Below are 12,365 nucleotides of genomic sequence, written 5' to 3' on the forward strand. Positions count from 1 at the left end.
TGGGAGTGATCAGGGGGAAAATTGAGGTACTTTTTCCCTGAAAATTAGGTAGTTGACCACCTGAAAATCGGTAAAACCCTACACCCCACACCCCACACCCCACACCCTACCCCCAGGAAAAACTTTTTCAGCAGACCCTAAGTAGGTAGGCGTTAAAAATTATCAAATGCCCCCCTTATCAAGGGGTATCCCCCCGCCTATCGGCACCCCCCTTATCAAGGGGGGCAGGGGGGATCGGCACTCCCCTTATCAAGGGGGACAGGGGGGATCGAACCCAAAATCTATCTTCAATTTAATTATAACCAGCTACTTAACTCAACGCTTCAAAATAATCGCGAATGTGATTATGTAGCTGGGATTGACGCAGTTTTTGCAAAGCTTTCAACTCAATTTGTCGTACCCTTTCCCGGGATAATTCCAAAGTGCGACCGATATCGGCTAAAGAATGGGATTTACCATCGAGAAAACCATAGCGCAATTCAATCACTTCTCGTTCGCGAGTGGTTAAATCTGCCAATAGTTCTCTGATATCTCTTTGCAAAGATTCATAGACAAAATGATTTTCTGAAGACACTGCTTCGATTTCCAAAAGGTCTAATAATTCCGTATCTTTTTCCTTACCCACTTTTATTTCTAAGGAAACCGAACGCGGCACTGTCATCAACAATTCCCGCACAGCTTCAGGGGTCAGAGCTAACTCTTGGGCAATTTCCTCTACGGTCGCAGTGCGACCGCGCATTTGCGATATTTTCCGTTGTGCCTTCTTAATTCTGTTGAGTTTTTCGGTAATATGAACCGGTAAGCGAATAATCTGGCTTTTAGTTGCGATCTCGCGTAGCGAGCGCGTTGCGACCGCTCTTGTCATTCCTTGACGGATCCACCAGTAGGCATAGGTGCTAAAACGATAGCCTTTGGTGGGATCAAATTTCTTGACGGCGCGTTCTAAACCCAGGGTTCCCTCTTGAATCAAATCCAATAATTCTAAACCGCGATTCTGATATTTTTTGGCCACCGACACCACCAGACGTAAATTGGCCTTGATCATCTGTTCTTTGGCACGGGTACCAAGGGCAATAATTTCTTCTAATTCCCCCACTTCTAAGCCCGCTAGGTGCGCCCAACGCTGTTTCCCTGCTTTTAAAGCATTTTTTAACTCAGACACCCTGATTTGGGCGGTTTTTGCCCAGCGTTCTAGGGAGGGACGATGGGCTAATTGAGCGGTTAGCTGATCGCGCACCTCAATTAACTTGACAAATTGCTGTACTTGTGCATCACCTTGTTTAACGGCGGCGGCGCATAATTTCAGTAAAGACAGATGACGCTGTACCTGTTGCGCTTGTTCAACTTCCTCGTCCCGTTTGAGCAGAGGCACTCTGCCAATGTCTTGTAGGTATAAACGTACTAAATCGGTAGTTGTGCCGTTGCTGTAGCTTTTTTCGGGACTAGATACTAAATCATCTTCCAAATCACTGCCGAGAAAATCTTCATCCAGGTCGATCGAGTTTTCCTTCAGTTTTAAGATAGAAAAAGAGGGACAGATAAATTCAGTTTCGAGCGTCGAGGGGTTAATTGCAGACATGATGGCTTCTCTAGGGGCGACTGTGATAGGAATTAGAAACTTCTAAATCGTTTACCGTAGTCATAGCTTTCCCACTTGAGCGAGGAAATGATGCAGTCGGGAAAATTTTTTTCTCAAAAGTATCGATCTTTGACATACTCCCACCCTCAAGCTACGCTGTGACGGGGGATTCTTGACCTATTACTATCGGAAATTCCTTGTTCAACGAGACAGCTTAGATTCTCAATGTCTCCACTGAAAATCCAGAGGCCGGACTCTCCCCCCCCTCTTGCCCCCCGCCCCCCCCGATGTCGGGGGGGCAGGGGGGGTGGGGGGGCAAGGGTCGGTTTCTGTTTGCCCAACAGTACCGTTGAGATGATTTCCCAAATATTTCAACCCTTTTTTAAGAATATTTATTGCTGCATTATGATCCCTATCTAAGACTGTTTTACAATTGGGACATTGATGAGTTCTAGTGCTTAATGATTTTTGAACACTTGTTCCACAAACTGAACAATCTTGAGTCGTGAAATGGGGAGGAACAGCAATACAAACAATCCGATAAATCTTGGCAAAAAATTCAAACCATTCGGTGAATTGATACCAAGAAGCATCAGAAATTGACTTGGCAAGCTTACGGTTTTTGACTAAGTTTCTTACCTTTAAAGCTTCATAGACTACCAGATCATTAGACTGGACTAACGCCAAAGCGTCTTTAATTGCTTTGTCTTTACGTTGTCTTGATACTTTAAGATGAAGCCTAGCTACTTTTATCCGTTGCTTGTGATAGTTGTTAGACTGTTTCTTTCCTTTGCGAAATTGTTTTGATAATCTCCTTTGTACTTTTTTCAGTCGTTTTTCTGACTTTCTTAAATAACGTGGATTCTCTACAGTATTGCCTTGAGCGTCAGTATAAAACTCTTTTAACCCTAAGTCAATTCCTGTTATTTGTCCCGTTGGTTTATGGTATTCTTGCCGTTCTACGTCAATCAGAAACTGGCAATAATAACCGTCAGCACGTCTAACAACTCTTACCCGTCTAATCTGTTGCTCTGAATAATAAACTAAGGTCTTTTGACTACACCATAAATCAAATTCTCCTGCTTTAAAGCCATCAGTGAACTTGATTTTACGTCGATCATCTGATAGTTTGTAGCCCGTTAGTTTATACTCAACCGAACGGTTATGTTTTTTGAACCGAGGAAACCCCTTTTTTCCCGGTATCTTAGCATGACAATTATGGTAAAACCTAGTAATTGATTGCCAGGCTCTATCAGCAGCCGATTGACGAGCTTGAGAGTTTAATTTATTAACATAAGGTGTCTCTTTATTATTAGCTAGTACCGCACAAAGTTTTTGGAGATCATTGCGGGTTGTCCCTTGATTGTCCATCCAATAACGAACACAAGAGTTACGCACAAACTGAGAAGTTCTAATAGCTTCATCAAGTTTTTGGTATTGTTCTGGTGTCCCGTTTTTTAACTTGGCTTCTACGACTAGCATTGATTAATCTTCGACCCTGGATAAATTAAGTATAACACAGTTTACCTACAAATGGTAGAATTAAAATCGTGCTTCGCGGTTGATATTCTGGTCGGATTTCATCCCCCGCAAAGGTGAGTATCTTGTCGAAAAATCTAGCGGGGGCATTCATCCGACATTTTAGGTAAACTCGGTTTGAATAGTTTTGGTCAAATTTTCTGCCACCACCTGTTCCGGGGGTGGATTATCTGTATTGACCCAGTGAGCGATCGAGGAGTATAATCCGCTTAAAAAGGCCTTGCCCTCAAATTGTTTTTGATTGAAATAGTTAAAATACCAAGGCAAAAAACCCTGATCTACTCTTGTCATCAACTCCTCCACCCATCCCTCAATTTCTCCTAGGGCGAAGCTTTGAGAATTTGCTCTCGCTGTCTGTAAAGCTTGGCTAATCTCCCGATCAATTTTACTGTTAGATTTTTCGGGTATAGTGATGGGAATCTCTAGGTTAGTTTCGGTAGCAACCCTAGTTTTTAACGGTTCATTGCCGGCAGTTCCTAGCCAAATTTTCCCTAAAAGAGGCAAGATAACCACTAGAACAACTATAGCCCAAATTAACGGGGTTATTGCCTTAATCAGTTGACTGATTGCCTGAATGCGGTTAGTTTTTTCACTATACTGAGGTGGCTCAATATTCTCTTGTGAATCTGGCCTGGAGTTCATCAGTTAACCTACTTAAAATTATTAGATCATTGTTCTCAAAAAACCGCAGAAACCCCAATTTTCCGAGCAGTAAACTGGAGAGGGCATATCGGGTAAAAGGCAGCCAATACCCGATAAATATCGGCAATTTTAGCGAATCTCTGCCTTCATCCGTTCAAGGGTTTGCTCCATTTGGTCGAACATCATTTGGGGAGTCATACCAAATTGACCTAATTGGGTTTTTAGCTGTTCTACGGTCATTTGGGCGGAGAAATCCTCAGATAACTCGAAACGCTTCATAAAGATCTTGTAGCGTTCCATTAACTCCTCCATCCTATCGATAAAGATGATTTTGCCCTCTCGATCGAATTTACCGTACTCGCTGCCTAGTTGTGTGAGGGACTGGTAATCCTCAAATAGCTGTCTAGCTTCCTGTTGAACCACTTCTGAGTCAAAGAATCCCATAATCTTAAAACTGCTTATCGTCGATAGTTATTCTCTCCCCTATTTTATTTTAGCCTGGGAAAAAGTCTAGCTCCAGCCGATTTACGGATTACCGTATTGGGGAAATCGAGCAGATCACAAACGACCCCCGTCCCGGTTTAACCGTTGCCCCAGGGAGTTTAAGATTAAAAGTGATCAGACCTCTTGTAAAAATCAAAAATTGTCCTTTAACTGCCCCACAGTGGCTATTTCGCTAAATTTGGGCTGCAGCCCTTATAATTTGCCAAAACGACGATGACGACCCTGATAATCTTTTAAAGCGCGGTGAAATTGCACTCGATCGAAATCGGGCCAGAGGGTGTCAGTAACATAGATTTCCGCGTAGGCCATTTGCCAGAGTAAAAAATTACTAATTCGCATTTCCCCACTACTGCGAATTAACAGGTCTGGGTTAGGAATCCCGGCAGTATAAAGATACTGTTCAAAGAGAGATTCATCGATCGCTTCCGGGGAGACTAAACCCTGTTGCACCTGACGAGCGATCGCCTGACAAGCTTGCACGATCTCCTCTCGGCCACCATAATTAGTAGCCACCGTAAATTGAATACCGGAATTTTTGCTAGTTTCTGCTTGAGATTTAGCAATTTCCCGTCTTAAAGACTCTGGCAAGGCTGATAAATTACCAATAAAGCGAATTTTGACATTTTGCTGCATCATTTCTTCTAATTCGCGCCGCAAAACCCGCTCGAATAGAGTCATTAAAAACTCTACTTCCTCGAGGGGACGACCCCAATTTTCTGTAGAAAAAGCATAAGCAGTTAAAGCGGGAATCCCCCAGTCACGACAACAGCGCAGCAAGTCTTTTAGTGCATCTACTCCCCGTTGATGGCCCATAATCCGCGGTAAACCACGACTTTTCGCCCAACGACCGTTCCCATCCATAATCACTGCGACGTGCTGAGGCAAACGGTTTTTATCTAAATCCGTAGGTAATTCTGGTGACAAGCTCGGTTTAAGAGTCATTTTCTATCTTTGGGGGTTGCTCTGGGCGAACGGGAGAATTTTTCTAAGATTAGACGACCTTTTAAGCCAATTGTACGCCCTAAACGTCCCCAACTCGGTGCGACCACTTCCCCCTCTCCCGACGGAGAAAACTTCGCTTCGAGAAGCTCTTTTAGTTTACTACTGGTTAAGGGCCGATCCAAATTACCCCCCGACGCGAGGGAAATCGAGCCAGTTTCCTCAGAAACCACAATACAGATACAATTATCTAGCCTTTCGGTAATGCCCATGGCCGCCCGATGACGGGTGCCTAATTGCCTAGAGGTACTGCGCTCCGATAAGGGTAGAATAACACCCGCGGCCACCACTCGATCGCCCCGAATAAATACGGCCCCATCGTGCAGTAAAGTTTTAGTTTGAAAAATAGTTTGAATTAATTCCTTAGATACTTGGCCATTGAGCGTCACCCCCGGATTGACAAACACCTTGGTGTCGAGATTGCCACTGGTTTCTAATACCATCAGCGCACCGGTGCGATTTTGAGATAGATCCTTCACCGCGTCCACTAACTCATCAATGACATTATCGGTCTTGGGAGTGGGGGAACTTTTTTTAAATAATTCCCACACTTGACCTTTGCCCAATAATTCTAAAAAACGGCGGAATTCCGACTGAAAAATCACAGCAATCGCCACTGCTGCCCCCAAAATCAATTTTTCTAGGACTAACCCCAGCAAGCGCAATCCTAGGGCATCGCTAATCACCGAGGCCAGCATTAAGTAGATTAGTCCTCGCACCATCCAAAAGGTACGCCGCTCGCCGATAATTAGCAGCAGCATATAGGTAAGGAGGAGAACTAACCCAAAGTCTAGGACTGACAGACCATGGCTGAGAATCCAGGACAATAACCGGCGAGGGTCCAGAAAAAAACCCGACATGGGGGACGATAGCGATGAGGTTTATATCAAGGAGAGTCGATTGGGTAAGCGGTCTTGACGCAGCAAATCCGCCAGATTTTCCCGTTCAAGGATCAGATTAGCTTCTCCGTTGTGGACAATTACCGCCGCCGGACGGGGTAAGCGGTTGTAATTAGAAGCCATACTGTAGTTATAGGCTCCTGTGGCTAAAACCACTAAAATATCCCCCGGGTTGGTTTTCGGTAGCGTAATATCCTTAATTAGAATATCGCCAGATTCACAATGCTTTCCAGCTATTGTCACCACTTCCTGACATTCTTGACTCATTTTATTGGCGACCACGGCCCGGTAAACCGATTGATAGGTAATCGGTCGGGGATTATCAGACATTCCGCCATCAACGGCGATATAGGTGCGGATTTCGGGGATTTCCTTGCGATTACCCACTGTATAGGCCGTTACGCAAGCGGTGGCAATCAGAGAGCGTCCCGGTTCGGCAATGAGCAGCGGATAAGCGATACCTCTTTCCTGACAAGCTTTAGCCACTGCTAAGGACACTGCTTGCACCCATTCCTCGATACTTGGGGGGTCATCACTTTCGAGGTAGCGAATCCCTAAACCACCACCCACATTTAATTGCTGTAGGGGTAAACCCCGTTCTAAACCTAATTTAAACCAATCTGCCAGCACAGCGGCTAAGTCTTGGTGGGGTTGACGTTCAAAAATCTGGGAACCGATGTGAGCGTGTAAACCCAGACAATTCAGCAGCGGATGAGCTAAAACATAGTCAAATACCGCTTCGATTTGATGAGGGTCAAAACCAAATTTACTGTCTAAGTGACCCGTGCGAATATATTCGTGGGTGTGGCACTCGATACCGGGGGTTAACCGCAACAGGATCGGAATAGGGTTATCAGGACGATTTTCGCCTAATTTAACCAGATTTTCTAACTCTAGCCAGTTATCAACGACAATAATGCAGTTATGCTCGATCGCATATTCTAACTCGGCGATCGATTTGTTATTACCATGAAAGTATATCGGCACATCGGTTTTATTGATCTGGTCTAAAGCGGTTAACACCGTGTGAATTTCTCCAGCCGACACCACATCAAAACCTAATCCCTCCCTAGCGACCACGGCCGATAGGGCCAGGCAATTCCACGCTTTCGAGGCATAAATTACCCTAGATTCTCCGGGATAATGAGTCTGGAAACCTTGCAGGTATTGACGACAGGCTGTGCGGAGGGTGACTTCATCGACAATATACAAGGGTGAACCGAAACGTTCCACTAGGGTGGTCACATCACAACCACCGATTTCTAGACAATCACGGTTATTAACCTTGGCTGTCAGGGGGAACAGGGTTTGATTCGGGGATAGACAATCTTGATAGGCTAAATATTTTTGTCCGGAATTGCTGATTTTAGGTTCAGTTGATAGCATAATCGGTGTTTTTTGTCAAGCAATCGATAATTTTTGTTACAATCTCTGCCCATCACCGATTCAGTCAAGGGAATTTTGACCGTCGGTGATCTAGATAGCCAAAATAGTTCTCTCTTTCAGTGTACGATCAACCACCCGCTAAAAATCCCTTTTTTGTCAGGAAAAAATCGAGCAGCGACCCCGAAATAGTGGTAATAGTATTGAAGGAGTGGTCTTAAAAGTGATGATATGACTGACCAGAATGGCGTGTTAGTAGAAGAACAAAGCGAGGATATTACCCGCAAGATGAGTCAATTAGCCACCGAGTCGCCGAAAAATCAATTACAAATCCTGACACAATTAGCCGGGGCCGGAGAAGGTGGCCTAACTGTATTGAGAGATTTTTTGTTGGCCCAGCAGCCCACTCCTGTTAATCTGGTGACAGGTAAGGCTTATCAATTGCTATACCAAGATAATAGCGCTCAGAGCAAGGAATTTTTAGCTAATTATTTCCCCACGGGTGTTGTTCCCCTCGATAGTGCTAAAGGTATCGATTATCGACTTTTACAGGAATTATTGGCTAAACAGGATTTTCAAACTGCCGATAGTCTCACCCGTCAAAAACTCTGTGAATTAGCAGGAGAAGGAGCAATACAGAGGAAATGGGTCTATTTTACGGAAGTAGAAGCTTTTCCCAGTGTAGATATTCAGACTATTGATCATCTTTGGTTAGTTCATTCGGAAGGGAAATTCGGTTGGTCGGTGCAGCGCAAATTATGGATAGGTGTGGGACAAGATTTCCCGAAACTCTGGCCGAAAATTGGCTGGAAAAATGGCAATAATTGGACGAAATACCCCCAAGAATTTATCTGGGATTTAAGCGCTCCCGTGGGCCATTTACCCCTGTTAAATCAACTGCGCGGGGTGAGAGTGGCTGCCTCTTTATTCTCCCATCCCGTCTGGAGTGAAAAATAGATTGAGAACACTGGGTCCGGCTATTGTATCAGATTTCTACATTTTCGGGACAATTTCTTGTAAGGCCGCTTCTAGATTAGGATAACGATAGTCAAAACCGAGCGCTTGAGTGGCTTTTGGCAGCACTTCTTGACCTTCTAAGACGATTTTTGCTCCTTCTCCCAAGAGAATTTCGAGGGCAAAATCTGGCACTGGCAACCAAGAAGGACGATTCATTACTTCCCCTAAAATCTGACAGAATTCTTTCATCCGGACGGGATTGGGTGCAGTAGCGTTGAAAGTACCGTTAATTTCTGGGCGATCGAGACAATAGATAATTAAATTAATTAAATCATCCCGATGAATCCAAGAAAACCACTGACGACCGCTGCCAATCGGTCCGCCGGCAAATAGTTTGAAGGGTGGGATCATTTTCCCTAAAGCACCCCCATTGCCTAAAACAATACCCGTGCGAAGAATGACTAAACGAGTGCCGTAATCTTTAACTTTTTGGGCGGCTGTTTCCCACTTTTTACAGACATCTGCCAGAAAATCGTCACCGGGAGGGCTATTTTCGTCAAAACTAGCGGTTTCACTGGTTCCATAGTAACCGATCGCCGAGGAGTTAATTAAAACTTTCGGTTTCTGGTCGGCCAGTGCGGTCGCAACGCGCTCGCTACGCGAGATCGCCTCGACAATTTTCTCGGTGCCGATTTCCCGACTAGCGACGATTGCTCGTTTTGCTTCCCCGGTCCAGCGTTCCGAAATCGGTTCTCCCGCTAGATTAATCACCGCGTCACATCCGCAAATCTCTTTTTGCCAATCCCCCGATTCTGTGGCGATATAGGGAATAATCTCTATCTTAGGATAGATTGACTTTGGGTAAATTCTCCCGGCTTTATCGGGATTGCGAGTCAAAATTAGGATGTCATCGCCGCGATCATAGAGTTTGACCACCAATCTACTACCCACAAATCCCGTCGCCCCAGTAATCGCTATTTTCATGGTTTCTTGACTAAATTTATCCTTATTTTAGCTGGTTTTTAACTATCAGAATTCAGGAGTCAGTCCCGATGAAAAAATTTTCACCCCCACAGATGAAAGATGTTTCTTTCCCTACACCCCACACCCCACACCCTACACCCTCTTTCAAGTCGGTAGTCAGGAGATTATTTTTATTTGTTCTCCCCACACCCTACACCCCACACCCTACACCCCACTTCCCACTTCTCACTTATCCTGATACCCCATCCCGTTGGCTGCCGCATAACGATTCATAAAGCGCAGAAAACGCTCCCAGTGTTCATCGGTGATTTCAAAACCACATTCTACCCGTTGAATTTCATCTCCTTCATCTCCTCCAAAAATAAACTTAGTCGAGTTGGGAATAACTATAATCACTCCTTCCTCATCGGTGAGACGAAGATCACCGTAGGTGCGGGTGGTGAAACTTTGGAAACGTTCGATCGCTTTCAGGGTTTTAAAAGTCATCAGGACATTGCGAATCCCGGTACTTTTATTTTTGCGGAGACTAACACCGCTTAATTCTTCTGATAAACCGACAAAAAACTCGATCGTGGGAGTGGTCATAGGTATAGCTATAAAATTTTAGTTATTGATTTTCTCTTAATTACTTTTGATGGGGAAAAATTAGTTCATGATTACTAATAAAGTAACCATGAACGGAAAAACAAGCTATTCCGCTTCTCCACCTTGGATTTTGAGGAGGAGAAAACCCCAAGCTAATCCGACGAGGACGAGAACGATCGCCACGATCGCCCCATTAAATAACATACTTTCTGCGGTCATGGTGATTGCTCCTGAGCCTACAATAATCGATCAACAGATCAATGGTATTTTAACCTACGAAGGCGATCGACTGCTGCCGGACTAGGGCAAAATTGAGGGGGAAAATCGGCCAATAACTTTGAGAATTTTCCTAGTATATACGTTCTAGCAATCCTGCCCCTCTCCTCAAGGAAGGATGCTCACCCCCATGCTAGATATTTTTAATACTATTTTTATATTTGCCGTCACCACTTTGTGTTAATGTCTTATCTGCTTAATTCTCCACTTATACTAGAAAAATTAAGTATTGATAACTATTGGTGATGACTGGTAAAAAATCATTTATGCTCAAGATCAAGTTAATACTATTTTTAGGTTTGTTGCTGCTGAGTTGTCAATCGACTAATCTCAATGGTAATAATAGTTCAATGGCTCAGATTACGACTGAGAATCAAGGGCAAATATTACCGATCACGGCCAAAGCAGATATTAATGGTGAGATGATTGAGTTAGAAGTGGCTCAAACCCAGGAACAACAGGCCAAGGGTTTAATGTATCGCTCGTCTTTGGAGAAAAATCGCGGTATGCTATTTCCCTTTGCACAACCTCTGATGGCCCGGTTTTGGATGAAAAATGTCTCGATTCCTCTAGACATGATTTTTCTAAAAGATGGTATAGTAAAAGCAGTTTTGCTGAATGTCCCCCCTTGTGCTGTCGATCCTTGTCCTGTCTATGGGCCAAACACCATGGTTAATCAAGTGATCGAACTAGCCGGGGGCCGAGCCAAAGAATTAGGAGTGAAAGAAGGAGATAAAATTAAGATTGAGTCTATCTCAAGACCTTGATTTTTGAAAATGGTGTTAACTTTCTTATAGAAGGTGTCCCTTGTCTGGAAATATAAGTATGGCTTTTAGAATCTATTACGCATTTATACTGTTTAAGATATAACCATATCGATTAAGATTTTTATAGTCTATCAAGTCATAGATTGAATAATCTTTACCCTTGATATAGATAGATTAAACAGAGACAAAATTCTGCTCGATCTAACGGGACTATTTGTAAGAGAGCCAGCGATTTTTAGGAAAGCACACTCTATCATCTAGATAGCTTAGATACAGAAAAACGGTCGCGAGACTAACTGTCCTTGAAACCGATCAGGTAGTGTTTTGTTAAAATCACGAGATATACTATACTATTGAGGAAAAAAATCCCCCTATGTCCACGATTGCCTATTCCCAATTCCGACGATTTCTACAAGAGGAATTGTCCCTTCCCCAAGAATCGATCGCTATGGCCGAGCGCTCGATCCAATCTGATAAAATTCATTTACCGATGATTCTCTGGCAGTACGGTTTAGTGACCTTGGAACAATTAGACAAAATTTATGATTTTCTCGAAGAGGTAGTATAATCTTGCAATTGCTCACTATTGACAAGGAGAATAATTGCCATGGCTGCTCATAGTTTCTGGCACAGTTTGAAAATTCCGATCCCAAAAACTACCAATCATCACTTGAGAAGTGGGTTATTTAAACCCACTTTTTTAATAACTATACAATTGAGAATTATCGATTAACTGCTCAGTCCATGAAACCCCATGACCAATTTGCCAAAAATTACCTTGAACAATTACTTTCTCCCCTGGGAATCGTCGAAATCAGCAAAGAAGTCAGCGACGAAACTCGACAGATAGATTTATTTTTTTCCCCCAATGCCGAACCCAACCCCAATTATCTGGGATTATTAGGCAGAATTGTCCTTAATACTGTCTTAATTGAACCCTATCGCAATCCTCCCAATCGTAGCGAGATTCGCAATTGTTTAGCGAAACTTTTGACAATTTTAGCCGAACTGCAAAGACAAGCTAAACGGGAAAATCAGAGCTACAATGAAGACAATGCCCCTCGTTTGTGGATTTTATCCCCTTCGGCTAGTCTGACTCTTGTAGAGAGTATTGGGGCAAAATTAGACCCAGATTGGCCAGAAGGAGTCTATTTTCTTCCCTCGCTTTATCGCACGGCAATTATCGCTATTAATCAATTGCCTGTGACTGCTGAGACTCTCTGGTTAAGATTATTAGGACGGGGAAAAACT

Annotated in this window: 11 protein-coding genes and 3 pseudogenes; 4 read left to right on the forward strand and 10 right to left on the reverse strand. The window is 43.7% G+C overall.

Annotated elements, in window-relative coordinates; genetic code table 11:
* Positions 1-310 precede the first annotated feature (310 nt).
* The 7 genes and pseudogenes from sigC to lysA all read right to left on the reverse strand — a co-directional run bounded on the left by sigC (position 311) and on the right by lysA (position 7,548).
* Positions 311-1,579 (reverse strand): RNA polymerase sigma factor SigC, encoded by a 1,269-nt coding sequence (sigC, locus tag O9295_RS13235; protein ID WP_288033265.1) that lies wholly within the window; start codon positions 1,577-1,579, stop codon positions 311-313.
* Between the two features lie 146 nt (positions 1,580-1,725).
* Positions 1,726-3,061 (reverse strand): annotated as a pseudogene (locus O9295_RS13240) (RNA-guided endonuclease InsQ/TnpB family protein).
* 162 nt (positions 3,062-3,223) lie between these two features.
* Positions 3,224-3,760: pseudogene (locus O9295_RS13245) on the reverse strand (hypothetical protein); the annotation flags it as partial.
* 129 nt (positions 3,761-3,889) lie between these two features.
* The gene (locus tag O9295_RS13250) at positions 3,890-4,204 is read right to left on the reverse strand and encodes a DUF1825 family protein (RefSeq protein WP_002767238.1); all 315 of its coding nucleotides are present in this window, start codon (positions 4,202-4,204) and stop codon (positions 3,890-3,892) included.
* A gap of 252 nt (positions 4,205-4,456) precedes the next feature.
* Positions 4,457-5,206 (reverse strand): polyprenyl diphosphate synthase, encoded by a 750-nt coding sequence (uppS, locus tag O9295_RS13255; protein ID WP_079208016.1) that lies wholly within the window; start codon positions 5,204-5,206, stop codon positions 4,457-4,459.
* Positions 5,203-6,123: a diadenylate cyclase CdaA gene (gene cdaA, locus O9295_RS13260; protein WP_002799082.1), complete on the reverse strand. Its 921-nt coding sequence runs from the start codon at positions 6,121-6,123 to the stop codon at positions 5,203-5,205. Before cdaA ends, uppS begins: the two co-directional genes overlap by 4 nt.
* A 21-nt stretch (positions 6,124-6,144) precedes the next feature.
* Complete coding sequence (gene lysA, locus O9295_RS13265) at positions 6,145-7,548, reverse strand: diaminopimelate decarboxylase (RefSeq protein ID WP_288033267.1); 1,404 nt, start codon at positions 7,546-7,548, stop codon at positions 6,145-6,147.
* Between the two features lie 228 nt (positions 7,549-7,776).
* Here lysA and O9295_RS13270 point away from each other — a divergent pair, with 228 nt between their 5' ends.
* Complete coding sequence (locus tag O9295_RS13270; RefSeq protein ID WP_288033268.1) at positions 7,777-8,502, forward strand: GUN4 domain-containing protein; 726 nt, start codon at positions 7,777-7,779, stop codon at positions 8,500-8,502.
* A 36-nt stretch (positions 8,503-8,538) separates the two neighbouring features.
* On the opposite strand, the gene thyD is transcribed toward O9295_RS13270, so the two are convergent.
* The 3 genes from thyD to petM all read right to left on the reverse strand — a co-directional run bounded on the left by thyD (position 8,539) and on the right by petM (position 10,290).
* Positions 8,539-9,486: a thylakoid membrane protein ThyD gene (gene thyD, locus O9295_RS13275; RefSeq protein ID WP_288033269.1), complete on the reverse strand. Its 948-nt coding sequence runs from the start codon at positions 9,484-9,486 to the stop codon at positions 8,539-8,541.
* A gap of 225 nt (positions 9,487-9,711) precedes the next feature.
* Complete coding sequence (psb28, locus tag O9295_RS13280) at positions 9,712-10,071, reverse strand: photosystem II reaction center protein Psb28 (RefSeq protein ID WP_002757021.1); 360 nt, start codon at positions 10,069-10,071, stop codon at positions 9,712-9,714.
* 105 nt (positions 10,072-10,176) lie between these two features.
* Positions 10,177-10,290, reverse strand: a complete 114-nt coding sequence (petM, locus tag O9295_RS13285) for a cytochrome b6-f complex subunit PetM (protein WP_012265655.1) — start codon at positions 10,288-10,290, stop codon at positions 10,177-10,179.
* Positions 10,291-10,592: 302 nt separating this feature from the next.
* Between petM and O9295_RS13290 the strand changes: the two genes are divergently transcribed.
* From O9295_RS13290 to O9295_RS13300, 3 genes and pseudogenes are all read left to right on the forward strand, one after another.
* Positions 10,593-11,114: a DUF192 domain-containing protein gene (locus tag O9295_RS13290; protein ID WP_081417822.1), complete on the forward strand. Its 522-nt coding sequence runs from the start codon at positions 10,593-10,595 to the stop codon at positions 11,112-11,114.
* A 373-nt stretch (positions 11,115-11,487) separates the two neighbouring features.
* Entirely contained in the window at positions 11,488-11,682 is a 195-nt protein-coding gene (locus O9295_RS13295; protein WP_002757016.1) for a DUF2949 domain-containing protein, read from the forward strand.
* Between the two features lie 176 nt (positions 11,683-11,858).
* Positions 11,859-12,365 (forward strand): annotated as a pseudogene (locus O9295_RS13300) (flagellar assembly protein H); the annotation flags it as partial.

The organism is Microcystis sp. LE18-22.4A, from assembly GCF_027531105.1.
GTDB lineage: Bacteria > Cyanobacteriota > Cyanobacteriia > Cyanobacteriales > Microcystaceae > Microcystis > Microcystis aeruginosa.

What these genes read in the sequence shown, in the direction of transcription:
- sigC (WP_288033265.1), bottom strand. Translation starts at nt 1,579, where the DNA reads ATGTCTGCAATTAACCCCTCGACGCTCGAAACTGAATTTATCTGTCCC.
- O9295_RS13250 (WP_002767238.1), bottom strand. Translation starts at nt 4,204, where the DNA reads ATGGGATTCTTTGACTCAGAAGTGGTTCAACAGGAAGCTAGACAGCTA.
- uppS (WP_079208016.1), bottom strand. Translation starts at nt 5,206, where the DNA reads ATGACTCTTAAACCGAGCTTGTCACCAGAATTACCTACGGATTTAGAT.
- cdaA (WP_002799082.1), bottom strand. Translation starts at nt 6,123, where the DNA reads ATGTCGGGTTTTTTTCTGGACCCTCGCCGGTTATTGTCCTGGATTCTC.
- lysA (WP_288033267.1), bottom strand. Translation starts at nt 7,548, where the DNA reads ATGCTATCAACTGAACCTAAAATCAGCAATTCCGGACAAAAATATTTA.
- O9295_RS13270 (WP_288033268.1), top strand. Translation starts at nt 7,777, where the DNA reads ATGACTGACCAGAATGGCGTGTTAGTAGAAGAACAAAGCGAGGATATT.
- thyD (WP_288033269.1), bottom strand. Translation starts at nt 9,486, where the DNA reads ATGAAAATAGCGATTACTGGGGCGACGGGATTTGTGGGTAGTAGATTG.
- psb28 (WP_002757021.1), bottom strand. Translation starts at nt 10,071, where the DNA reads ATGACCACTCCCACGATCGAGTTTTTTGTCGGTTTATCAGAAGAATTA.
- petM (WP_012265655.1), bottom strand. Translation starts at nt 10,290, where the DNA reads ATGACCGCAGAAAGTATGTTATTTAATGGGGCGATCGTGGCGATCGTT.
- O9295_RS13290 (WP_081417822.1), top strand. Translation starts at nt 10,593, where the DNA reads ATGACTGGTAAAAAATCATTTATGCTCAAGATCAAGTTAATACTATTT.
- O9295_RS13295 (WP_002757016.1), top strand. Translation starts at nt 11,488, where the DNA reads ATGTCCACGATTGCCTATTCCCAATTCCGACGATTTCTACAAGAGGAA.